Here is a 22,583-nt window from a genome sequence, read left to right as displayed (position 1 = left end):
AAAAAGTATTTGTTATACTTTTTTTAATTTAGATTTATCTTGGGGGTTTGGGGGCGGAGCCACCACATTGTCATATCGTTTGTTTTTTGAACCGTGAGGTTTGAAATGGCAGGCGATATGATTTTTGGGATATTGTGGACACAATATCTGAGCTCGCAAAGCCTTACAAAAATGTTGAAGCTATTTTGAAAAATGTACTGACAGTGTCTGTAAGCTTACATTGTCAGTACAGGTATCAATGAAGGAGGAAAAATCATATGAAAAGAGATATACGTAGTATTCGGAAACAATTTCGCTTAACAGAAACGGAAGAAAAACAAATACTAGATTTAATGAGAGAGAAAGGAGAGGATAATTTTTCTGATTTTCTCCGTAAAAGCTTACTATTATCTGATGGACAAAAACAGACGGAAAAATGGTTCAGTCTTTGGAAACAGCAAAAGTTGGAACAAATTAGCCGTGATGTTTATGAAGTATTGATAATTGCTAAAACAAATCATCAGGTTACTCACGAACATGTTTCTATTTTGTTAACTTGTATTCAGGAATTAATTAAAGAGGTAGAAAAAACAGCTCCTCTTAGTGAAAATTTTCGTAACAAATACATGAGGTAGTAGAGTGGAGCACCGATATAGAACAAATTTAAAAAAAGTCTTTTTATCTGACCTAGAATTAGTGAAATTGAATGAAAATATCTCAAAAAGTAACTGCTTATCATTCTCAGAATATGCTAGACGAACTCTACTAAATCCTGGTATGAATTTTATCACCATTGATACAAATAGTTATCAAGATTTGGTTTTTGAATTAAAACGAATAGGAAATAATATTAATCAAATAGCTCGGAGCATAAATTATTCTAATTTAATAACGGAAGTTGAATTAAATGAGTTGAGAAAAGGTATAGAAGAGTTAATAGTAGAAGTGGAGAAAGATTTTCTTATTCAATCTGAAAAATTGAGGAAATTTTATGGTCATCACTAAACACTTTGCGATTCATGGAAAAAATTATCGTAGTAAACTAATCAAATATATTTTGAATCCAAGTAAAACAAAAAACCTAACACTAGTTTCAGATTTTGGAATGAGAAATTATTTAGATTTTCCTAGTTATGAAGAACTAGTGAAGATGTACAATGATAATTTTTTAAGTAATGATAGTCTTTACGAATTTCGTCATGATAGGCAAGAAGTAAATCAACGAAAAATTCATTCTCATCACATCATTCAATCCTTTTCTCCAGATGACCATCTTACTCCCGAACAAATCAATCAGATTGGTTATGAGACAGTTAAAGAGTTGACAGGAGGTAGATTTCGTTTTATCGTAGCAACTCATGTCGATAAAGATCATATCCACAATCATATCATCCTAAATTCAATTGATCAGAATTCTGATAAAAAGTTTCTATGGGATTATAAGTCAGAACGTAATCTACGAATGGTTTCTGATCGTCTTTCAAAAATTGCAGGGGCAAAAATTATAGAAAATCGTTATTCGCATCGTCAGTATGAAGTTTATCGCAAAACAAATTACAGATATGAAATAAAACAACGGGTATATTTTCTAATCGAGAACTCGAAAAATTTTGAAGATCTTAAGAAAAAAGCTAGAGCTTTAAATTTAAAAATTGATTTTAGACACAAGCATGCCACCTTTTTTATGACGGATTCAACTATGAAACAGGTGGTGCGTGATAATAAATTGAATAGAAAACAACCTTATAATGAAACATATTTTAAGAAAAAGTTTGTTCAAAGGGAAATCATAAACATCTTAGAATTTTTACTTCCGAAAATGAAGAATATGAATGAATTGATTCAACGAGCAGAATTTTTTGGATTAAAAATAATTCCTAAAGAAAAACATGTTCAATTTGAATTTGATGAGATTAAGATTTCAGAGCAGGAATTGGTAAAAACGAATCGGTATAGTGTTAGTTATTTTCAAGACTATTTTAATAACAAAAATGAAACTGTTGTCTTAGATAATAAAAATTTAGTTGAACTTTACAATGAAGAAAAGCTAATTAAAGAACAAGAGTTGCCGACAGAAGAGGTGGTATGGAAATCCTATCAAGATTTCAAGAGAAATAGGGATGCAGTTCATGAGTTTGAGGTAGAGTTGAATCTTAATCAAATAGAAGAAGTAGTAGACGATGGAATGTACATTAAGGTACAGTTTGGCATCCGACAAGAAGGACTTATTTTTGTACCAAATATTCAAATAAATATGGAAGAAGAAAAAGTTAAAGTATTTCTCAGAGAAACTAGTTCTTACTATGTATACCATAAAGATTCAGCAGAAAAAAATCGCTTTATGAAAGGTAAAACTTTGATTAGGCAATTTAATCTTCAGTATGAACCGCAGTATATATATAGAAGAATTCCTCTTAGCAAAATTAAAGAAAAAATAGAACAATTAGATTTTCTTATATCTGCGGAAAATAGTCCGAATAATTTTGAAGATATAACAAATGATTTCATTGCCCAAATATCATTTCTAGAGAATATGATTGAACAAGTCCAAAATAAAATTGATGATTTAACTAATTTAGAAGAAGTATTGTTGAATGATACGACAAATAGTTCTAGCAATTTAGAAAATAGTATTCAAGGTAAAAGTTCAGTAGATATAATAGAGAAGGATTTATATTTCTATAAAGGAAGAATTGAAAAACTGAAGGAACAACATAGAGAAGCAATAAATTTATTTGAAATGTTTAATAAAACAATAAAGAAATATAAGAAAAAACAAAATATGAAATCTATTGAGAAAAATGAGATACATTTAGAGTAAACAGTTTCCTAAAAAGTATATATAGAATAGTTTCATGTGCCAATTTGTCACATATTTAAAAATAAGAAAATAACTATATTATACTTGTTTTAGGAGACAACAAATGTTGAAAAGGATTAGGGATTTACGTGAAGATGATGATTTGACACAAGAATATATTGCGAAAATCGTTTTGAATTGTACAAGATCATCTTATTCTAAAATGGAAGCTGGTAGCAGGCTAATCTCTATAAATGACCTTATCAAACTTGCAGATTTTTATAAGGTGAGTCTAGACTACCTTGTAGGTCGAGTGGATAATAAAGAAGACCATTACTCCAAAAAGTAGTAGGTTAAGAAAGCACATTGACAATTGAATAGTCCAAAATGGTACTTTCCTCATTTGTGGAGCAGTTTTGAATGGCTCGCCATGATAAGAGCGATATTAAAACCATCAATAAAATAGAGCGATACTTTATATGCCATGATACAAATGATATACAATGATACTTCTGACCGTTCAGGCTGCCACCGTAAAAGAGCAGCAAGTGAAATTCTTATGATGACTTCATCAGTCATGCCATGGAGGTGAAAATATTTTTTAGGAAGGATGATGACATGAATATAAAATATATATCTGTCGAAAATTCCATTGCAGAATGGGCCGATAAGAAAGGAATTCTAAAAAGATGGGATGGTTTAAATCAATATACATTGAACAGATGGATTAAAGAAATGCGAGAAAACAGAACATTTTCCATGTATGTAATTAATCCAACCCATAAACTTGTTTTCATTAATCTAGAAGGATTTGAAAGTTTCTTAAGATGGAAGCAAAAGCGGACAAAATAAGGAAGTCATGGTATAATATAGGGTAGTTATTTATTCTATACAACAATGATTTATTTCTTTTTAAGAGTTAAGAGGAATTAAATTATGTATTATGTAACTAAAACAAATTCAAAAGGGCAACCCTTATATCAAGTGGTTGAAAAGTATAAAGATCCACTAACAGGAAAGTGGAAATCAGTAACTGTAAGTTATACTAAGAATACTAGTAGGGCGAGGAAACAAGCTGAAAGAGAGGTTCTTGATAAAATAGATAGACTAACTACTTCATTTGAAAGTAAGTTTAGCCCTGAACTAATTACAACATTTGGAGAGTTAAAAGAAAATTGGTTTCAGACTTGGTGTGTCTCTGTTAAACCACAAACAATTCAGAGAGAACTACTGGTTATGAAGCGACTTGGGAAAATTATAGGAGATGATTTTTTGTTAGACAGGATTACTCCACTTCTGATGAAAAATAGTCTCAATAAATATTTAGAAATATATGATGCATCGCCTTCAACAATGACTCATATAAAAAGTACTTGTAATAAGATTTTTAATCATGGTGTGTTATATAATGTCATTAAGTTTTCTCCAATGACTGCGGTAAAACTAGATATTTCACTAGAGAAAAGGCGTAAAGCAAAAGAAAGACATGATTCTAAATTTCTAGAAATCCATGAATTACATGCATTTTTTGATGTGTTACGCCAATGCAGAAATGCAAACTATTATGATCTTGCTATAGTATTGTTGCTTACAGGTATTCGAATTAGTGAAGCAGCATTTTTACCATCAGATATTGATTTTGAAAAAGGAATCTTGCATATTGATAAGGCACTTCAATATCATTGTTTAAAAGTTGAACAATTTCATTTTGATACAACTAAAACACTCAATTCAATTAGAGAAGTAGCTTTGCCTGAAGCTGCAAGCGAAGCTATTAAAAGGACAATACAGAGAAATAAAGAGTTTGATGCTTATATGGAGAAACATCCCTGTCCTGCTTTTACACATTCTGAAAGTGTATTTAGAACAGAATACGGCTCTCCAATAACATCAAGCACTTTTCGTCAAATTTTGAAACGAATAGAAGGAAAATTATTGACAAATTGTTTAAGTGACTATGGTTTTAAGTGGGTAAAACATGTTACTCCCCATTCGTTTAGGCATATGCATATTAGTTACCTTCAAAGTAATGAGATGCACATAGCAGTGAAAGATATTATGACTAGAGTAGGACACGCTAACTTTGAGACAACAATGGGCTATACACATAATATAAATCGTTCACAAGAAAATACTGTAAAAGCCTTAAATCAATTTGTAGAAAATCACAATTTCCATTTTGAAGAATTGAAAAGTTATACCTGTAAATATTCCAGAATGATTGAAAAATTCATTGAAACTAGTGATAATAGCAATAAAGTAGAATTAAGTGTTGATGAGTTCAAAGACTTGTTACATCTTAGTCCACGTTATTCACCTAAAAATATTGTTTCAAATTTACTATTAAAAATCAAAAAAGATATTGTCAAATACCACCCACAGTTTGATATAAAGATTGTGAAATCAAGTGAGAATCAAATCAGAGGTTTTTCCATTGCATGGTAGTTTTGGTGTTCGCTTGGTGTTTAGACAATAGTAAAATAAAATAGGGGCTCTAAACCCTTGCTACGAAAGGAAAAAAACTCAATGGCTACTATTCAATGGTTTCCTGGTCACATGTCTAAAGCGCGTCGACAGGTGCAGGAAAATTTAAAATTTGTTGATTTTGTGACGATTTTGGTGGATGCACGCTTACCTCTATCTAGTCAAAATCCTATGTTGACCAAAATTGTTGGTGACAAACCAAAACTCTTGATTTTAAACAAGGCAGACTTGGCTGATCCAGCAATAACAAAGGAATGGCGCCAGTATTTTGAATCACAAGGAATTCAGACGCTAGCTATCAACTCCAAAGAACAAGTGACTGTAAAAGTTGTAACAGATGCGGCCAAAAAGCTCATGGCTGATAAGATTGCTCGCCAGAGAGAACGTGGGATTAAAATTGAAACCTTGCGTACCATGATTATCGGGATTCCAAATGCTGGTAAATCCACTCTGATGAACCGTTTGGCTGGTAAGAAAATTGCTATTGTCGGAAACAAACCAGGTGTGACCAAGGGGCAACAATGGCTCAAAACCAATAAAGACCTTGAAATCCTAGACACACCAGGGATTCTCTGGCCTAAGTTTGAGGATGAAACTGTTGCGCTTAAGTTGGCCTTGACTGGAGCTATTAAAGACCAGTTGCTTCCTATGGATGAGGTAACTATTTTTGGTCTCAATTATTTTAAAGAACATTATCCAGAAAAGTTGGCTGAACGCTTTAAACAAATGAAAATTGAGGAAGAAGCGCCTGTTATTATTATGGATATGACCCGTGCTCTTGGTTTCCGTGACGACTATGACCGCTTTTACAGTCTCTTCGTGAAGGAAGTCCGTGATGGCAAACTCGGTAACTATACCTTAGATACATTGGAAGACCTCGATGGCGACGATTAAAGAAATCAAAGAACTCCTTGCTACTGTCAAGGACCTTGATAGCCCTATTTTTTTAGAGCTTGAAAAGGATAATCGCTCTGGAGTTCAAAAGGAAATCATCAAGCGTAAAAAAGCTATTCAGGCAGAATTGGATGAGGAGCTTCGTTTGGAATCCATGCTTTCCTATGAAAAAGAACTTTACAAGCAAGGATTGACCTTAATTGCTGGTGTTGATGAGGTCGGCCGAGGTCCTCTGGCTGGGCCAGTAGTTGCTGCAGCCGTTATCTTACCTAAAAATTGTAAGATTAGAGGTCTCAACGACAGCAAAAAAATCCCTAAAAAGAAACATCTGGAGATTTTCCAAGCAGTTCAAGACCAAGCCTTGTCAATCGGCATTGGTATCATGGATAATCAGGTCATCGACCAAGTCAATATCTACGAAGCAACCAAACTAGCTATGAAGGAAGCAATCTCTCAGCTCCGTCCGCAACCTGAGCACCTTTTGATAGATGCCATGAAACTGGATTTACCAATTTCACAAACATCTATCATCAAAGGAGATGCCAATTCCCTCTCGATTGCAGCGGCTTCTATAGTAGCCAAGGTGACACGTGATGAATTGATGAAGGAATTCGATCAGCAGTTCCCTGGCTATGATTTCTCTACTAATGCAGGATATGGAACAGCTAAACACCTGGAAGGCCTCACAAAACTAGGAGTTACCCCAATTCACCGAACCAGCTTTGAACCCGTTAAATCACTGGTTTTAGGAGAAAAAGAAAGTTAAGTTAGAAGGAATGATTATGGAGGAACAGTCAGAAACACTCAGTTCCAAGAAAGAATTTGCCTTTGCCTCAAGCACTATATTATCCCAAGTTGGACGAGGAATCATCGTCGGTCTCGTTGTTGGAATTATCGTTGGATCTTTTCGGTTTTTAATCGAAAAAGGCTTCCACCTGATACAAGGACTTTATCAAGTTCAAGCGCATCTAGTGCGCAATCTTTTTATCATTGGTCTATTTTATTTAATAGTTTGTTGGCTCAGTGCGAAATTAACTCGGTCAGAAAAAGACATCAAAGGTTCAGGAATTCCTCAAGTTGAAGCCGAATTAAAGGGACTCATGACTCTCAACTGGTGGGGAGTTCTTTGGAAAAAATATATTCTAGGAATTCTTGCTATTGCAAGTGGCCTTATGCTGGGGCGTGAAGGGCCAAGTATTCAACTTGGAGCGGTCGGTGGTAAAGGAATTGCCAAATGGCTCAAATCCAGTCCAGTAGAGGAACGCTCCTTGATTGCTAGTGGAGCTGCCGCTGGTCTAGCTGCAGCCTTTAATGCACCGATTGCAGGACTTCTCTTTGTTGTAGAAGAAGTTTATCACCATTTTTCACGCTTTTTCTGGGTATCTACTCTCGCAGCTAGTCTCGTAGCAAACTTTGTTTCTCTGCTCATATTTGGCCTAACACCCGTACTGGACATGCCAGACAACATCCCACTCATGACCCTGGATCAGTATTGGATTTACTTGGTTATGGGAGTTTTTCTTGGACTATCTGGTTTTCTCTATGAAAAAGCTGTACTCAATGTCGGTAGAGTTTATGACTGGATAGGTCAAAAAATCCGTTTGGATAGAGCATATTATCCAATTCTTGCCTTCATTCTCATCATACCAGTCGGAATCTTCTTACCCCAAATCCTTGGTGGTGGAAATCAGATGGTTCTTTCCCTAACTGAGCAAGATTTTAGTTTCCAAGTTCTATTAGTTTACTTTTTGATTCGTTTTGTTTGGAGCATGATTAGCTATGGAAGTGGCCTTCCAGGAGGAATTTTTCTACCAATTTTGGCGCTTGGTTCCCTACTTGGTGCTCTAGTTGGTGTTATTTGTGTCAATCTTGGACTTGTCAGTCAAGAGCAATTCCCTATATTCGTCATTCTAGGAATGAGTGGCTATTTTGGAGCAATATCTAAGGCTCCCTTAACTGCTATGATACTCGTAACTGAGATGGTAGGAGATATTCGCAACCTCATGCCACTTGGATTAGTAACCTTGGTCGCCTACATCATCATGGATCTACTCAAGGGTGCACCAGTCTATGAGGCTATGTTGGAAAAAATGCTGCCAGAAGAAGCGACAGATGAAGGAGAAGTCACTCTCATTGAAATCCCTGTTTCAGATAAAATAGCAGGAAAACAAGTACACGAACTCAACTTGCCACATAACGTACTCATCACCACTCAAGTCCATAATGGCAAGAGCCAAACAGTTAACGGCTCAACCAGAATGTATCTCGGTGATATGATTCACCTAGTTATTCCAAAAAGTGAAATTGGGAAAGTCAAAGATTTGTTGTTGTAGGAGATTTTTACATAATTTATGTTATGTAAAAAATAAACTTCTTAATTAAATATATTAGAAAACCGATTCTCAGCAATGAGATCGGTTATTTTTTACAGATAAGATATTTCACATACAAATAATTGAACTTTGGTAAAAATAAGACTATAACCAAGTTAGAAATGATAAAGCATAAAGCTAGAAAGGAGTTTACTGTATCAAATCTGTACAGTAAGATTAAAATCATGAAAAAGACAACAATAGCAATTATACAATCTATTTTGTATCTCATAGCTCCTTATATAGCTCTTCAGTTATGTAGAATGAACAGAAGTATCGTTACTGATAATCTCTTTTTTATTTTCCTTATTCTGTTGACTATTTCATTCTGGTTTAGTATTTGGAAACTAGAAAAAGCACTAGATAGTGATTCACAATGAAACTCCAAATATTTAGATACGTATTACACAGATTTAAGTCTTTTTTATCACTTTTAAAAAACTCCATGACATCTTTCCGAAAAACTATAATTTTCTTGAAAAACAAACAAGTCTATGCTATACTACTAGTAGACTTATTTATGGAGAAAATACATGAAACGTGAGATTTTACTGGAACGAATCGACAAACTAAAACAAATCATGCCCTGGTACGTTCTTGAATACTACCAATCTAAGCTTGCTGTCCCCTATAGTTTTACAACCTTGTACGAATACCTCAAGGAATATGATCGATTTTTCAGCTGGGTTTTAGAGTCTGGTATCTCAAACGCCGATAAAATATCTGATATTTCTTTATATGTCTTGGAAAATATGTCTAAGAAAGACATGGAATCCTTTATCCTTTACCTACGTGAACGTCCTTTGCTGAATGCTAATACAACCAAGCAAGGAGTCTCACAGACAACTATAAATCGGACCTTATCAGCACTTTCTAGTCTTTACAAGTATCTGACCGAGGAGGTTGAAAACGATCAGGGGGAACCTTATTTCTATCGTAATGTAATGAAGAAAGTTTCAACAAAAAAAAAGAAAGAAACACTTGCTGCCAGAGCTGAAAACATCAAGCAAAAACTCTTTTTAGGTGATGAAACAGAAGGTTTTCTAACTTATATTGACCAAGAGTATCCACAACAACTTTCAAATCGCGCTCTCTCATCATTCAACAAAAATAAAGAACGTGATTTGGCCATTATTGCCCTTCTCTTGGCGTCTGGTGTCCGCTTATCTGAAGCTGTTAATCTGGATCTAAGAGATCTCAATCTAAAAATGATGGTTATCGATGTCACTCGAAAAGGGGGGAAACGTGACTCTGTCAATGTCGCTGCCTTTGCAAAACCTTATTTAGAAAATTATCTAGCCATTCGAAATCAACGCTATAAGACGGAAAAAACAGATACAGCCCTCTTTCTAACCTTGTATAGAGGTGTTCCAAATCGTATCGATGCTTCCAGCGTTGAAAAAATGGTTGCTAAGTATTCTGAGGACTTCAAAGTCCGTGTAACACCTCATAAACTACGACATACCCTAGCAACTAGGCTCTATGATGCCACTAAATCGCAAGTTTTGGTCAGTCACCAGCTAGGACATGCCAGCACACAAGTCACTGACCTCTATACCCATATCGTCAATGATGAACAAAAAAATGCCTTGGATAGTTTATGATTTTACGTAATATAACTTATGTAAAATATATGTCAAGAAAAGAGGTTGCTAAAAATAAGCAACTTCTTTTTCTTTATATCTGATACCAGTAAAGTAGCGTGGAATATCAATTGTTTCTATATTTTTGAAATTCTCATTTGCCTACTACTAATTTAACTATAGCAAAAATAATGCAGATAAGGAAGGATATTTTTGCTTGCAGGAATTCTAAAAATCAAGCTTTTCTGGATTCAAATCTCTTCATAATCATAGTTAGACGCCAACGGTAGAGAACCCCACTCACGATTAGACTAATAATCAAACCAATCCAGTAAGAATAGGCTCCAAAATCTGTTAGAGAGTCGAATACCATAGCTACTGGGAGTGTCACCCCCCAGTAACCAACCAAACCAAGGTAAAAAGGAATAACGGTATCCTTATACCCCCGTAAAATTCCCTGAAGCGGTGCCGCAAAGGTATCTGCCAACTGGAAGAAAAGACTATAAGTCAAAAAACGCGCTGTCAAATCGATAAATTCTGGGTCGTTACCATAAAGACTAGCTACATTTCCCCTAAAAATGTAAAGGAAAGATAAGGTGAAGGCCGCAAAAATGAGGGCAGTCCATCTTCCTAAACTAATATAGGTTTTCGCATCATCAAATCTCTTGGCTCCCACTTCATAGGAAACAACAATAGCCATAGCCGATGAAATACTCATAGGAAAGGCGTACATGAGAGTTGAAAAATTCATAGCTGACTGGTGACTAGCTATTATCAAAGAAGAGAACTTAGCCATAATTAAACCAACCACGGAAAAGATAGCCACTTCCGCAAAGACAGTTCCCCCAATAGGAAGACCTAAGCGAACTCCTTCCTTGATTTTATCCATATTAAGCGGAATGCGTTTCTCAAGGTGTAAGGCTTTGAGCTTCTCCTGTTTAAATAAAACCAGAACAGAAATTCCCAACAAGACCCAGTAGGCCAAGGAAGTACCTAAACCAGCACCAGCACCTCCCAGTTCTGGAACACCAAAGGCACCGTAAATCAAGAGATAGTTAAATCCGCTATTGAGAGGAAGCAACAAAAGCATGAGATACATGGACAGTTTGGTCAAGCCCAGCGAATCCAGCAAGGAGCGAATGACACTAAAAAGCAATAAGGGGATAATTCCGATAGATAAAAACCAGAGATAGCGAACCGCTACGGCCGCCACTGGTGCTTCTAGTCCAATATGATTCAAGATTGGTGGTGCCAAGAAAAGCACCATCCCCAGCAAGATCACAGATAGACCCAAGGCCAGATAGATGAATTGGTAAAAATCAGACGAAACCTCTTCCTTTTTGCCTCGACCAAGATGGTGACCAATGATAGGCACCAGGGCTGAAACAATCCCTGTTAGAAAGGTAAAGAAAGGATTCCAGATACTGGTTGCCATAGATACACCAGCCAAGTCCATGGTATTGTATTGGCCAGTCATAGTCGTATCAACAAAGGATGCAGAATAATTGGCAAATTGATAAATAAGGATAGGGAAAAATATCTTTAAAAATAAGATAAACTTGTCTTTAAAATGATGGGTTTGGTACATATAAGCTCTCTATTCTTTTTGTTTACAGAGCAGACTCCCACCTAGTTTTGATAGACAATTTGTCCCTTACAGATGGTATATTTAACCTGCCCTTTTAAGGTTTCACCGATGAATGGTGAATTAGCTGCTTTCGAAGCAAAATGGGAGTCCACAAGGCGGTCAGCCTTAGCATCAAAAATAGTGATGTCAGCTGGACCATTCTCAGCCAAGTAACCTGCTTCAAAGTTGTAAAGCTTGGATGGGTTGTATGTCATTTTTTCGAGTAATTCCATCAAGCTTAACTCACCAGCTTCGACCAAATAAGTCAATCCAAGAGATAGAGATGTTTCTAAGCCAGTCATACCAGATGGCGCTTTGGTAATATCCTCGACATTTTTTTCATCCGCATGGTGAGGCGCATGGTCTGTCGCAATAACTGTGATGACACCTGACTTAAGACCTTCGATAACAGCACGACGGTCTGATTCCAAACGAAGCGGCGGATTCATCTTAGCATTGCTACCTTGTGTCAAAAGAAGTGCTTCTGTCTTAGAGAAATGCTGTGGCGCTACTTCTGCTGTGACTTGCGCACCCAGACCTTGAGCAAACTCCACTACTTTAACACTTTCTTCCTTAGACAAATGCTGAATATGAACATGGGCCTTGGTTGCATAGGCAATCATGACATCACGCGCCATCATAGCATACTCAGCCACCCCAGTAGCACCGCAGATATGGAAATGTTCTTTAGCGATGTTTTCGTTAAAACCAAGGATTCCATTCAAACCTGGATCTTCCTCATGGAGACTGATAAAGGTATTAAGTTTCTTAGCTTCTTCCATGGCTGCCTTAACCACTTTGCTGCTTTCAAGAGGAATACCGTCATCAGAAAAACCAACGGCACCTGCTTCTAAAAGTGCCTGAAAGTCAGTCAAGTCTTGACCATTAAAATTCTTAGTAATGGTCGCAACTGTCTTGACATTGATTTTTTCCTTGGCAGCTGACTGGAGAACTTCTTGCAAGGTCTCCACGTCCGAAATAGTTGGACTAGTATTAGCCATCATGACAACCGTTGTAAAACCACCTGCAGCGGCTGCTAGGGCACCTGTATGGATATCCTCCTTGTGTGTTTGACCAGGTTCACGGAAATGAACGTGAATGTCAACCAAACCAGGAGCAACTACAAGACCAGTAGCATCAAGTACCTCTGCTCCTTCTTCCTTAATTTCAGGGGCAATTTTGATAATTTTCCCATCTTGAACCAAAACATCACAAACTTGATCTAAACCAGACTTGGGATCTATTACACGACCATTTTTGATTAGTAGCATCTGCTTTCTCCTTTATTCATAGAAATCAACTTGGGTATCCAACAATTTATCCCCATCATAAACAAACTTGGCTGAAAAGAAGGGCTTATCCTCTAAAAGCCACTCAACAAAGGTATGGTCACCTTCCCAAGTCGGCTTGCTCAAAACCTCATCATAGGGAACCCATTCCAGCGTTCCCTCGTTGCAGTCAATCAAGTCGCCCTCAAACTCCGTCACCTTAAAAACATAGGTATACCAGTCTAAATCTGGCGTGAATTCAGGAAAAGTGATAACACCTTTTAGAACTGGTTTGGCTTTGAGCCCTGTTTCTTCAAGGATTTCACGCGCTGCACATTCCTGAGGCGTCTCTCCTCGCTCTAGCTTACCACCCACACCAATCCATTTCCCTTCATGAACATCATTGGGTTTCTTATTACGGTGAAGCATGAGCAGTTCTTTCCCGTTATCAATGTAGCAAATTGTCGCTAACTGAGGCATATTTTCTCCTTATCTAAGCCAATCGATTGGCTCTTGTCCTGTCTCTTTTAAGAATGCATTGGCTTTGGAAAAAGGCTTGGAACCCCAAAATCCTCTATAAACCGACAAAGGACTGGGATGGGCTGATTCGATAATCAAGTGATGAGGATTGGTAACTAAGGCCTTCTTCTTACGTGCATAAGCTCCCCAGAGTACAAAAACGACTGGTCTATCTAGATGATTGACCACCTGAATCACAGCATCAGTAAAAGGCTCCCATATCTGCCCAGCATGACCATTGGCCTGTCCAGCAGGAACTGTCAAACAAGCATTAAGAAGCAAGACTCCTTGCTCAGCCCAAGCTGTCAAATCATGAGATTTCTTAACCCCGATATCATCTGACAATTCTTTCAAGATATTTTGCAAGGATGGTGGAGCTGGGATAGAGTCCGGTACAGAAAAACTCAAGCCCTGCGCTTGACCTGGCCCGTGATAGGGATCTTGCCCTAGAATCACCACCTTAACTTCTTCAAGCGGTGTTGTCAAGAGAGCTTGAAAAACCTTTTCCTTGGGCGGATAAACAGTACCCTGAGCATAGACCTGCTCCATAAACTGATTGATTTTCCCGAAATAACCCACAGGTAATTGCGCCTTAATCAAAGCATGCCAAGACGAGTGTTGCATCTTTCCCTCCTTTATCTTATCCATCTAAAAGCACGTCTTAATTCATCCGTACCATTTTTAAAAAAGCATAAACCATGTGCAAGTATAATCTTATCCGGTTTCCAGTTTAACATACGGGAAAAGGAAACCTTTGCTTCCCTTTGTCTTCCTAAAAAAGTCATCCGATAATCAATAGGAGTTTGACCATCAGGGGCTGTTACACGAGCTAAACGATAGAATTTTCTGCGGATTGGACTAGCTATCTTTTCAGGTTCAAAATTCTCTATAAGGTCTGTTACAATGAGTGTTTTAGTTGATTTATGATAAAACACGACCTCTTCGATGACAGAACTTCCCTTAAAAATAAGCTGATCAATCTCATCAGACCATAGGTCAGGAGCCTTATCTGTTAAGGCAGCATCAAATTCCACCTTGACATTCTGACTTTTCGCTCTTTCTTCAACTCCTGGACTAGACCATGCTTGCGCATGAGGATATCTTTTTCTCCAATCTGCAATATAGGCGTAGTGAATCTTATTTGGTGAAATCAGGTAAGCGACTCTGCCCAAAGCGTCCAGTTCAGTAAAGAGTTTCTCGTTTGGCGCAATAGGAGAATGAAGCCAAAGTTTGCCATCATTTAACTTAATCACCGTCATGCGTGTCTGAAAAGGAAGTTTGAAGATCTTCATATCCATTTGAATCAAATCACCATCCACTATCCAGATATTTTGATCAACTTCCTTTAGTGTATACAATGGTTCATAAAGAGAAAGTTCTGGCCTTAACATCGTTAACTATTCCTTCGTTTTTACTGCCTCTATTATAGCAAAAAGTGGCTTTCTAAACCACTTTTTACAGTTTATCTAAATAATCCAGCAAGTCTTGGTAAGAATGGACTTCGTAAGTCGGCTGGGCTTGTGTGGGATTTTCGAGGTAATGAGGATTATACCAAATCGTGTCAATCCCCGCGTTATTGCCACCTTGAATGTCGGCGGTTAGAGAATCTCCAACCATCAGCGTCTTTTCTTTGCTAAAGCCAGCAATCTGCTGACCGATTTTTTCATAAAATAGAGCATCAGGTTTTTGTGTTTGCAGCTGTTCAGAGATAAAGACTTGATTGAAATATGGTGCCAGACCCGATTGAGCCAAACGTCCTGTCTGAATGGCAGTAATGCCATTTGTCGCAGCGTACAGCTCATAATCACGCTCGATGAGGCTATCTAAAAGTTCATGAGCACCTGAAAAAGTTTGCCCCTGTTGGGCAAGGTAAAATTGGTAACGCTGGGCTAGAAAACTACCGTCTTTTTCCTGTCCAAAATGAGCAAATAAACGAGAAAAGCGCGTGTTAACCAGCTCTTGTTTACTAATTTTCTTTTGCTCCAAGTCCTTCCAGAGAGACTTGTTCATAGGAACATAATAGTCTTTATAGGCCTGAATATCTGCAACCCCTTCTTCTTTTAGGAGTTGCGTCAAAGCCACATCCTCAGCAGCATCAAAATCAAGCAAGGTGTGGTCGAGGTCGAAGAGTAGAAATTTGTAGGACAATTTGAGGTTTTCCTTTCTAGGATAAATAACTTTCACTTCATTCGGTTGTTTAATGTAAAAACTTAAAAGTGGTATAGTATCATAAAGAATAATCGTTCCAATTGATTAACTAATCCATACTATTCTAGTCAAGTTTATTTTTATTATAGAAAAATCTTCTATAAATTCGAGCAATAGTTAAAATACAAACAAATATAATTCCCAAAATAGATAACACTATTTTCACAAAATTCATTTCAGAGCCTATTACATAGATATGAAAAAGAGGGGCTAGTCCTACACATAGAGACAATAGATAATTACTAAATCTTATCTCACCAATTCCTGCAAAAAAATGTTTCATTTTAAATATCCCCATTTTACCTTTCATCTTTATAATCCACTAACAAGCTACTAACAACTCTATTGACTTCTCTTTTTTTTGAAAAATCTTGACAGCAAATTTACTCCACTTAATGCCACTAAAACTTCAATGGGCAAAAAATAGTAATCCCATATCAAATGAGAAATCAGCAATGTTAGAAATAGTATACAGTCAATATAACTATTCTGAAAATACTCTGTAATTACATAATACAGATATACCACAACCATCAAAATTAAAACAACCATCATAATACTATTATCCTGTCCTTCTCACTAACGCTATTTCCAAAATTTAATTTTTTTATGACTTAGTAACGTAATTCCAATTAGCAATACACCTAATATAAATAAAAGTATTTCCCAAAATTTATTCTCAGTTTTAATAAAAGGTATAAGATACATACTAACCAATAGGGAACTTACTCCTAAAAGAGCAAAGACCACTCTGACTTTATCACTTAGTTTAAACATATTTAATTCCCCATAAAATAAGCAGTAGCTACGTTTACTGTAACATTCCCCGTCTTTATGTAGAGATAATCTCCCATCAAGACACCTCATCTCTTCTTACTCAATAGCAGCATAATTATTTGGTGATACGAGTTTCATAAGATTTCTCCTCTTTAACGTTGCATGGTTAGGATAGTTCTCCAATAAGTAATCGTCGACTGCGTTTAAAGCACTTTGTTACCTAGATAAGATATCCTTTCTCTACCTGATTTGATTTTAAAGAGAAATAAGATTTAACCATATCTATCTCATTTCTTATTTTTAAATAGTTCATACTCTTTTTCTCTGATAAAGGGAAGTGAGAAATTAGAAAAAATTAGTAGAATTGAAAACAGATATTCGTCTTTTTGTATCACTAAAACATAACCTAAAAATATATAGACAATCAAATCTAGTACAAAAAGAGAAAATATCCTCCTTTTCATTACTTTACTTGTCTTAAAAATTCCGTTTAATAGAACCTTTATCGTAGTATCTACACAAATTTTTATCAAAAAGATAAGAGTCAATACACGATTATCAACTGTACCATGAAGAATAAATGGAAATATAGTTAATATAAAACTAGAAATCTCTAAATATTTTATCCAAGGAGATTGAGACATCTTACTTTTAAACTGACTGATTTTCCTATACTCACTAGCTAATCTAGTATCAAAATCTTTACCAATTTTATTAAAGATTAAAAACTCCAGGATAAAATTACTTATTAATACGATATAAGTAGAAACGTTTCCTGGGAAAAATTTATTGATTAAAATTGGAAAACTCATTAACAGGATCGAGTTTATAGCCAAACAAATAGATACTATTTTATTCTTCACAGAGTATATAGGTAGCGATACTATTGAATAGAGAAACGCTAAAAAAATAAGCACGAAATACTCTGTGCTGCTAATTAGCGGCGCCCTTAATGATAAAAATAGATAGGCACCCCACACGATGATATGCGCTTTACGAATTGACTCTAGATTACTCATCTACCTACTCCTAATATTTAAAGGGAATCCATTTTTAGTTTACATTCTCTTTCAAACAAGTCATAAGCATTTTATGATATTTCCTTCTTCTACATTAGGTAAAGTTGAAATACATTTTTTGCAAGTGAAAATATTATTATTATTTGAAACCCCCAAATATCTATCCCTTTTCTAGACCTAAACCAAGTCAGATTAAAGATACAAATATAATGATAAGGCTTTCTTTTACTTTAGACTACCATAAAACAAGGAATCTTTCAACAAAAATCATTGGCAAACTACTATTCTAGAAGATTGACAGCTCAAATCTTTCAGAATAGAACAATCCTAACTATCGAATATCCTAACTTCATAAATATCCATGTAATTCTAGACTTAGAATTCCTATAAATTAAATGTTTTCGCACTCTTCTAAGTAATTGATTGCCTTAAATTTTAATTTTTGAAGGATTCTAAAGCTAGAATAGTCCCATCACAATCAGTTTTGAATTATTATACTCAATGAAAATCAAAGAGCAAACTAGGAAACTAGCCGCAGGCTGTACTTGAGTACGGCAAGGCGACGTTGACGTGGTTTGAATTTGATTTTCGAAGAGTATTAACAATTTAGAAACGCTATGATTCCACTCCTTTTACATTAAAAAGGAACTGCCCAAAGCAATCCCTTTCTGATTTTGAAATTATTTACTTAAAATTTGATAGTTGAGATAATCAATAGCCCACCTATAAAAAGAGTTATAGTAAGATTCCTTATTTATTGATTTCAAGCTCCGCCAACTGTGTTTGAATAACTGACAGTTCTGCACCAGCCTGAAGAAGAGCTGCTGCAGTATAGGCACCTTCTACAATTGGAACCCTATTGATCATGATACTTTTATCACTGAAATCAGCCACCATTTCTAAGTTCATTTTAGCAGAACCTAGGTCAAAAAAAGCTAATAAAGTATCTGCTGGATTTTCGGAAACAACCCTATCTACTTGATCAAAACTCGTTCCAATTCCTCCATCTTCGGTTCCTCCTACATAAGTAATCGGAACATCTTTAGCTACTTCACTAATCAGTTCAACAACACCTTGTGCAATGTGTTTGGAATGTGAAACGATAACAAGACCAATACTTCCCATTAAACCACCCCAGTTTCTAAAAGAGAAGTAAAGAGTAATCCTGATGAGAATGATCCAGGATCAATATGTCCAAGAGAACGTTCTCCTACATAAGATGCCCTTCCTTTAGTTGCAAGTAAATCTTTGGTAGCATTCACTACCTGATCAATAACCTCTTGAGTCAATTGACCAGCAGACAAGGCAGCAATAACAGGAGTCCAAACATCAACCATTGTCTTTTCTCCAACTTCTGCTTTCCCACGTTTGACAATCATATCCAAACCGCTTTGTAAGATTTCCTCTATTTTCGAATTAGAATCAGCCTTGGCCATGCCCATAAAAGCAGAGCCATACAAGGGACCAGAAGCACCGCCTACCTTACTCAGTAGTTGCATTGAGACAAGCTTAAACACATCACTGCTGGTCTCAAATTGCTTTCCTTCTAAGTTTTCCATAACTGCAGCCATGCCACGCGCCATATTTCCACCGTGGTCTCCATCTCCTATAGGGGTGTCTAGCTCACTAAGGTAATCTTTCTGTTCTTGAACCTTTTCATTAAAAAGCTTCATCCATTCAAGAGCTTGTTCAGCATTCATTTGACATTTCCTCCTTGAGTTTTACCAAGCTGGTGTAGCAACAGGCGCATTTAGAGCATCCAACCACTCATCATCTGCCAATCGAATCAATGTTAATGACAAACCAGCCATATCAATTGAGGTCATATAGTTTCCAATTTTCTTAAATGCCAACTCAACACCTTTTTCATGGAGTAATTTAGCCACATCATTTGCAAATACGTATTGCTCCATAAGAGGAGTGCTTCCTAAACCATTGATGAGAAGACCATAGCGTTCACCAGCCTTAAGCTGGAAACCTTCAGATAGTTTTTCAACCAATTCTGAGGCCAATTGTGCTGAAGGTTGCATTTTCTCTTTTTTATATCCTGGCTCACCGTGGATACCAACTCCATATTCAAATTCATCATCTTCTAGAACAAAACCTGGTTTCCCAACTTCTGGAACAGTAGCGCCAGATAGAGCTAAGCCAATTGTTTTAATTTCTAAGACAAGCTTATCGGCCAAGTCCTTCATTTCAGACAATGATTTACCAGAACGAGCTGCATCACCCAAAATTTTATGGACTAAAATAGTACCTGCAACACCTCGACGCCCTTGGGTATAGAGACTATTTTCAACAGCAATATCATCATCAACCACAACACTTGCTACATCAATACCTTCCATTTCAGCAAGTTCTTGTGCAATTTCAAAGTTCATAATGTCACCAGAATAGTTCTTGATGACCATGAAAACTCCAGCACCTTCATCAGCCGCCTTAATGGCTTCTAAAATTTGGTCCGGAGTAGGTGAAGTGAAGACTGCTCCACAAATGGCAGCAGACAACATTCCATCTCCTACAAATCCAGCATGACTTGGTTCATGTCCTGAACCTCCACCTGAAATGAGTCCAACTTTTCCTGTCTTTTCTGCCTTTCTAACAATGACATCAAAACCATCTAAGCGTTCTACCAAGTCATCATGCATGAATGACAATCCCTGCAACATTTCATCAACAACTTGTGTCGGTTCATTTATAATTTTTTTCATGAGAAACTCCTTTCGGCATCTACCTTTGTTTTCGCTTTCATTATATATTTTTTATCGCTGGATGATAAGGGACAGATTCTATTATTTGTCCCCTTTTAAACCCGTTTAAAACATTTTTTTGGTAAAATGAAGTAAGTAAAAGAAAGGTTTCCTATGGCATCATCATTTATTACAAAAAAACGGATTGCCAAGGCATTTAGAGACCTATTAGCTACTAGAGAATTTGATAAAATCTCTATTGTAGATATCATGGAATCAGCTGGCATTCGTAGACAGACCTTTTATAATCACTTTCTTGACAAATATGAACTGCTAGACTGGATATTTGAAAATGACTTAACCGAGTATATCACCAATAACTTGGACTTCATTTCAGGCCAAAAACTATTACAAGAATTATTTCTTTATTTCGAACAAGAGCGTGACTTTTATATTCAACTTTTTGATATTCAAGGGCAAAATAACTTCTATGACCACTTTATCAGCTACTGTCGCTTGCTTGTATCAAAAATTTTAAGAGAATACGGTCAGATTGATATCGATTCATCTGCTTATACTTGTTTTTTGTTAGACTATCATTCACATGCTCTAGCAGAAATCGTGAAGGCTTACGTCAATAAAAAAAGTCCAGTTCCACAACCAGACTTTCTAATCATGACAATTATTGGAAAGAGACCACAATGACATTTATTTCAAATCATAAACAGAAAATTATTTCAAGTTACATTTCGGCAACTGTCAGCAGTCATACTGAATTAGAAAAACACCCTACCTTACCACTAGTCTATCAAAAAAATCGCAATCCTCATCAGGTTCCAATATTGTCGGGTGGAGGTTCCGGTCACGAACCTGCGCATATTGGATATGTGGGAGAAGGAATGCTTACCGCTGCTATCTATGGCCAATTATTTACTCCACCTACAAGAACTGAAATCTTAGAGTCCATTCGTTTTTTAAACAATGGTCACGGTGTCTTCATCATTGTAAAAAATTTCGAAGCAGACATCAAAGAATTTAGCTGGGCCATTAATACTGCTAGACAAGAAGGAATTAAGGTCGGCTATAGTCTAGCACACGACGATATTTCTATTGAACCTCACAATAGATTTCAAATTAGAGGAAGAGGGCTTGCAGGGACAATTTTACTTCATAAAGTTCTAGGATATGCAACTCAAAATGGTGCCGACATCGAGCAACTAACTGATTTAGGTCATGAACTTGCTCCCGAAATCGCAACGATTGGCTTTGCAACGAAATCGGCTAGTCTCCCCCAAGCCACCCTTCCACTATTTAACTTGGAAGAAGGAAAAATTTCTTATGGTATTGGGATACATGGCGAAGAAGGCTATCGTATCGTCCCATTCCAATCGTCAGAAATCCTGGCAAATGAAATTATAAGTAAATTAAGATTGCACTATCATTGGAAAAAGGGTGATCATTTTATATTGCTTGTAAATAATCTAGGTACTACTACCAACCTAGAAATGGGCATATTTATCAATGATCTCCTTCAACTCTTAGAAATTGAAGGAATCACTATTACCTTTATAAAATCAGGAACATTTATGACCAGTCTGGATATGGCAGGTATATCCGTAACTCTTTGCCCCGTAAAAAATAAACAGTGGTTAGAAGCGCTCAATGCTCCAACGACAGCTTTTGCATGGTAATTTGCTTGTATAACTCAAAAGGGCTACATCACTTGATAGCCCTTTGCTTTTATCTTACTTTTAAAAGAACTCATTCTTTCTATTTCAAATAGGCCATCTATTCCTGACAATTCTTCTGATGTGCTTTGAGTTTTTTCAGAGCCCAACCATAGTGGCTGGAGGTGCTACTGATAAAATAGGAACCTAGACTTGTTCCGCCGGTCCATTTATAGACACCTTTGGTAAAGAGTTCGTCATTACTAAAAACTTCTATCAACTCTAAAACCTCCCTATGTGATTGTTCTAGAAGTCTAGTCGCTTCTTCTAAGGACGTTTTCTGGTGCTTCTTCCAAAAAACGACATTCATTTCTCCATAAGTTTTCCAATTATAAATTTCAGGGAGAAAAGGTCTTTCGTGACCTTCTTGATTAGAATGTACCCAAGCCAAAAGTAACTGATGCCATTCATAGAGATGAATCAAGACATCCCGTAGATTATTATCCCTTTTCCAGTGAGCTTCTTTTTTCTTTGGGTCTCTTGAAAAATCAAATGGAGTCTGTAGCTCATCTTCACTTAGTTGGGAGATGAAACGATTGAGCTTTTCATAGTTTTCTTTAGAGGTCAGCACTAGCTCCTCTTTTGTTTTCGGTCTAGGCACAGGATTACTCCCTTCATATTACTAGTTATTATTAG

General features: G+C 36.4%; 25 protein-coding genes. 12 read left to right on the top strand and 13 right to left on the bottom strand.

All coding sequences use genetic code 11. The features are described 5' to 3' along the window. Positions 1–257: 257 nt before the first annotated feature. The 10 genes from TZ90_RS03885 (at position 258) to xerS (ending at position 10,133) form a co-directional block, all read left to right on the top strand. Positions 258–614, top strand: coding sequence for an SAG1252 family conjugative relaxosome accessory protein (locus TZ90_RS03885; RefSeq protein ID WP_045611561.1), 357 nt, complete (start codon positions 258–260; stop codon positions 612–614). Positions 615–618: 4 nt separating this feature from the next. After that, positions 619–984 (top strand): plasmid mobilization relaxosome protein MobC, encoded by a 366-nt coding sequence (gene mobC / locus TZ90_RS03880; protein WP_045611556.1) that lies wholly within the window; start codon positions 619–621, stop codon positions 982–984. After that, positions 971–2,800 carry an SAG1250 family conjugative relaxase gene (locus tag TZ90_RS03875; protein WP_045611553.1) on the top strand — a complete coding sequence of 610 codons (1,830 nt, stop codon included), beginning with the start codon at positions 971–973 and terminating at the stop codon, positions 2,798–2,800. The genes mobC and TZ90_RS03875 overlap by 14 nt, the downstream gene beginning before the upstream one ends. A 103-nt stretch (positions 2,801–2,903) precedes the next feature. Continuing rightward, positions 2,904–3,128, top strand: a complete 225-nt coding sequence (locus tag TZ90_RS03870) for a helix-turn-helix domain-containing protein (RefSeq protein ID WP_000919629.1) — start codon at positions 2,904–2,906, stop codon at positions 3,126–3,128. A gap of 269 nt (positions 3,129–3,397) precedes the next feature. Next, entirely contained in the window at positions 3,398–3,631 is a 234-nt protein-coding gene (locus tag TZ90_RS03865) for a hypothetical protein (protein WP_001022845.1), read from the top strand. An 84-nt stretch (positions 3,632–3,715) separates the two neighbouring features. Then, a complete protein-coding gene (locus TZ90_RS03860) occupies positions 3,716–5,224 on the top strand; it encodes a tyrosine-type recombinase/integrase (protein ID WP_045611551.1) in 1,509 nt (502 codons plus the stop codon). Positions 5,225–5,305: 81 nt separating this feature from the next. After that, positions 5,306–6,157 carry a ribosome biogenesis GTPase YlqF gene (gene ylqF / locus TZ90_RS03855; RefSeq protein WP_045611550.1) on the top strand — a complete coding sequence of 284 codons (852 nt, stop codon included), beginning with the start codon at positions 5,306–5,308 and terminating at the stop codon, positions 6,155–6,157. Then, positions 6,144–6,923, top strand: coding sequence for a ribonuclease HII (locus TZ90_RS03850; protein WP_045611549.1), 780 nt, complete (start codon positions 6,144–6,146; stop codon positions 6,921–6,923). Before ylqF ends, TZ90_RS03850 begins: the two co-directional genes overlap by 14 nt. Before the next feature lie 16 nt (positions 6,924–6,939). Next, positions 6,940–8,490, top strand: coding sequence for a ClC family H(+)/Cl(-) exchange transporter (locus TZ90_RS03845; RefSeq protein ID WP_045612554.1), 1,551 nt, complete (start codon positions 6,940–6,942; stop codon positions 8,488–8,490). A 572-nt stretch (positions 8,491–9,062) separates the two neighbouring features. Continuing rightward, entirely contained in the window at positions 9,063–10,133 is a 1,071-nt protein-coding gene (xerS, locus tag TZ90_RS03835; protein WP_045611546.1) for a tyrosine recombinase XerS, read from the top strand. 214 nt (positions 10,134–10,347) lie between these two features. On the opposite strand, the gene pdrM is transcribed toward xerS, so the two are convergent. The 12 genes from pdrM to dhaK form a co-directional block, all read right to left on the bottom strand. Continuing rightward, positions 10,348–11,700: a sodium-coupled multidrug efflux MATE transporter PdrM gene (pdrM, locus tag TZ90_RS03830; protein ID WP_045611545.1), complete on the bottom strand. Its 1,353-nt coding sequence runs from the start codon at positions 11,698–11,700 to the stop codon at positions 10,348–10,350. A gap of 41 nt (positions 11,701–11,741) precedes the next feature. Then, positions 11,742–13,010, bottom strand: a complete 1,269-nt coding sequence (locus TZ90_RS03825; RefSeq protein WP_045611544.1) for a dihydroorotase — start codon at positions 13,008–13,010, stop codon at positions 11,742–11,744. Between the two features lie 12 nt (positions 13,011–13,022). Beyond that, the gene (locus TZ90_RS03820) at positions 13,023–13,487 is read right to left on the bottom strand and encodes an NUDIX hydrolase (RefSeq protein ID WP_001135768.1); all 465 of its coding nucleotides are present in this window, start codon (positions 13,485–13,487) and stop codon (positions 13,023–13,025) included. Positions 13,488–13,496: 9 nt separating this feature from the next. Then, the gene (locus TZ90_RS03815; protein ID WP_045611542.1) at positions 13,497–14,150 is read right to left on the bottom strand and encodes a uracil-DNA glycosylase; all 654 of its coding nucleotides are present in this window, start codon (positions 14,148–14,150) and stop codon (positions 13,497–13,499) included. Positions 14,151–14,161: 11 nt separating this feature from the next. Beyond that, positions 14,162–14,917, bottom strand: coding sequence for a DUF4336 domain-containing protein (locus tag TZ90_RS03810; RefSeq protein WP_000945850.1), 756 nt, complete (start codon positions 14,915–14,917; stop codon positions 14,162–14,164). 64 nt (positions 14,918–14,981) lie between these two features. Beyond that, positions 14,982–15,674 (bottom strand): pyrimidine 5'-nucleotidase PynA, encoded by a 693-nt coding sequence (pynA, locus tag TZ90_RS03805; protein ID WP_000120621.1) that lies wholly within the window; start codon positions 15,672–15,674, stop codon positions 14,982–14,984. 124 nt (positions 15,675–15,798) lie between these two features. After that, entirely contained in the window at positions 15,799–16,017 is a 219-nt protein-coding gene (locus TZ90_RS10495; protein WP_045612552.1) for a hypothetical protein, read from the bottom strand. A gap of 59 nt (positions 16,018–16,076) precedes the next feature. Next, a complete protein-coding gene (locus tag TZ90_RS10490) occupies positions 16,077–16,289 on the bottom strand; it encodes a hypothetical protein (protein ID WP_033628842.1) in 213 nt (70 codons plus the stop codon). 509 nt (positions 16,290–16,798) lie between these two features. Then, positions 16,799–17,530: a hypothetical protein gene (locus TZ90_RS03785; protein ID WP_045611541.1), complete on the bottom strand. Its 732-nt coding sequence runs from the start codon at positions 17,528–17,530 to the stop codon at positions 16,799–16,801. Between the two features lie 750 nt (positions 17,531–18,280). After that, the gene (dhaM, locus tag TZ90_RS03780) at positions 18,281–18,655 is read right to left on the bottom strand and encodes a dihydroxyacetone kinase phosphoryl donor subunit DhaM (protein ID WP_045611539.1); all 375 of its coding nucleotides are present in this window, start codon (positions 18,653–18,655) and stop codon (positions 18,281–18,283) included. After that, the gene (dhaL, locus tag TZ90_RS03775; protein ID WP_045611538.1) at positions 18,655–19,230 is read right to left on the bottom strand and encodes a dihydroxyacetone kinase subunit DhaL; all 576 of its coding nucleotides are present in this window, start codon (positions 19,228–19,230) and stop codon (positions 18,655–18,657) included. The genes dhaM and dhaL overlap by 1 nt, the downstream gene beginning before the upstream one ends. A gap of 21 nt (positions 19,231–19,251) precedes the next feature. After that, the gene (gene dhaK / locus TZ90_RS03770; RefSeq protein ID WP_045611537.1) at positions 19,252–20,241 is read right to left on the bottom strand and encodes a dihydroxyacetone kinase subunit DhaK; all 990 of its coding nucleotides are present in this window, start codon (positions 20,239–20,241) and stop codon (positions 19,252–19,254) included. A gap of 153 nt (positions 20,242–20,394) precedes the next feature. Between dhaK and dhaS the strand changes: the two genes are divergently transcribed. Next, positions 20,395–20,925, top strand: a complete 531-nt coding sequence (dhaS, locus tag TZ90_RS03765) for a dihydroxyacetone kinase transcriptional activator DhaS (RefSeq protein ID WP_045611536.1) — start codon at positions 20,395–20,397, stop codon at positions 20,923–20,925. Beyond that, positions 20,922–21,911, top strand: a complete 990-nt coding sequence (gene dhaQ, locus TZ90_RS03760; RefSeq protein ID WP_045611535.1) for a DhaKLM operon coactivator DhaQ — start codon at positions 20,922–20,924, stop codon at positions 21,909–21,911. Before dhaS ends, dhaQ begins: the two co-directional genes overlap by 4 nt. A gap of 97 nt (positions 21,912–22,008) precedes the next feature. On the opposite strand, the gene TZ90_RS03755 is transcribed toward dhaQ, so the two are convergent. Then, positions 22,009–22,548 (bottom strand): ClbS/DfsB family four-helix bundle protein, encoded by a 540-nt coding sequence (locus tag TZ90_RS03755; RefSeq protein WP_045611534.1) that lies wholly within the window; start codon positions 22,546–22,548, stop codon positions 22,009–22,011. Positions 22,549–22,583: the final 35 nt, after the last annotated feature.

Source organism: Streptococcus mitis (assembly GCF_000960005.1).
GTDB lineage: Bacteria > Bacillota > Bacilli > Lactobacillales > Streptococcaceae > Streptococcus > Streptococcus mitis_CK.
The sequence above is the reverse complement of the archived record's forward strand: the minus strand, read 5'-3'. Positions and strand labels throughout refer to the sequence as shown.

Excerpts from the sequence above, each read along its gene's own strand:
- TZ90_RS03885 (WP_045611561.1), top strand. The coding sequence starts at position 258 with ATGAAAAGAGATATACGTAGTATTCGGAAACAATTTCGCTTAACAGAA.
- TZ90_RS03875 (WP_045611553.1), top strand. The coding sequence starts at position 971 with ATGGTCATCACTAAACACTTTGCGATTCATGGAAAAAATTATCGTAGT.
- TZ90_RS03870 (WP_000919629.1), top strand. The coding sequence starts at position 2,904 with ATGTTGAAAAGGATTAGGGATTTACGTGAAGATGATGATTTGACACAA.
- TZ90_RS03865 (WP_001022845.1), top strand. The coding sequence starts at position 3,398 with ATGAATATAAAATATATATCTGTCGAAAATTCCATTGCAGAATGGGCC.
- TZ90_RS03860 (WP_045611551.1), top strand. The coding sequence starts at position 3,716 with ATGTATTATGTAACTAAAACAAATTCAAAAGGGCAACCCTTATATCAA.
- ylqF (WP_045611550.1), top strand. The coding sequence starts at position 5,306 with ATGGCTACTATTCAATGGTTTCCTGGTCACATGTCTAAAGCGCGTCGA.
- TZ90_RS03850 (WP_045611549.1), top strand. The coding sequence starts at position 6,144 with ATGGCGACGATTAAAGAAATCAAAGAACTCCTTGCTACTGTCAAGGAC.
- TZ90_RS03845 (WP_045612554.1), top strand. The coding sequence starts at position 6,940 with ATGGAGGAACAGTCAGAAACACTCAGTTCCAAGAAAGAATTTGCCTTT.
- xerS (WP_045611546.1), top strand. The coding sequence starts at position 9,063 with ATGAAACGTGAGATTTTACTGGAACGAATCGACAAACTAAAACAAATC.
- pdrM (WP_045611545.1), bottom strand. The coding sequence starts at position 11,700 with ATGTACCAAACCCATCATTTTAAAGACAAGTTTATCTTATTTTTAAAG.
- TZ90_RS03825 (WP_045611544.1), bottom strand. The coding sequence starts at position 13,010 with ATGCTACTAATCAAAAATGGTCGTGTAATAGATCCCAAGTCTGGTTTA.
- TZ90_RS03820 (WP_001135768.1), bottom strand. The coding sequence starts at position 13,487 with ATGCCTCAGTTAGCGACAATTTGCTACATTGATAACGGGAAAGAACTG.
- TZ90_RS03815 (WP_045611542.1), bottom strand. The coding sequence starts at position 14,150 with ATGCAACACTCGTCTTGGCATGCTTTGATTAAGGCGCAATTACCTGTG.
- TZ90_RS03810 (WP_000945850.1), bottom strand. The coding sequence starts at position 14,917 with ATGTTAAGGCCAGAACTTTCTCTTTATGAACCATTGTATACACTAAAG.
- TZ90_RS10495 (WP_045612552.1), bottom strand. The coding sequence starts at position 16,017 with ATGAAACATTTTTTTGCAGGAATTGGTGAGATAAGATTTAGTAATTAT.
- TZ90_RS10490 (WP_033628842.1), bottom strand. The coding sequence starts at position 16,289 with ATGATGGTTGTTTTAATTTTGATGGTTGTGGTATATCTGTATTATGTA.
- TZ90_RS03785 (WP_045611541.1), bottom strand. The coding sequence starts at position 17,530 with ATGAGTAATCTAGAGTCAATTCGTAAAGCGCATATCATCGTGTGGGGT.
- dhaM (WP_045611539.1), bottom strand. The coding sequence starts at position 18,655 with ATGGGAAGTATTGGTCTTGTTATCGTTTCACATTCCAAACACATTGCA.
- dhaL (WP_045611538.1), bottom strand. The coding sequence starts at position 19,230 with ATGAATGCTGAACAAGCTCTTGAATGGATGAAGCTTTTTAATGAAAAG.
- dhaK (WP_045611537.1), bottom strand. The coding sequence starts at position 20,241 with ATGAAAAAAATTATAAATGAACCGACACAAGTTGTTGATGAAATGTTG.
- dhaS (WP_045611536.1), top strand. The coding sequence starts at position 20,395 with ATGGCATCATCATTTATTACAAAAAAACGGATTGCCAAGGCATTTAGA.
- dhaQ (WP_045611535.1), top strand. The coding sequence starts at position 20,922 with ATGACATTTATTTCAAATCATAAACAGAAAATTATTTCAAGTTACATT.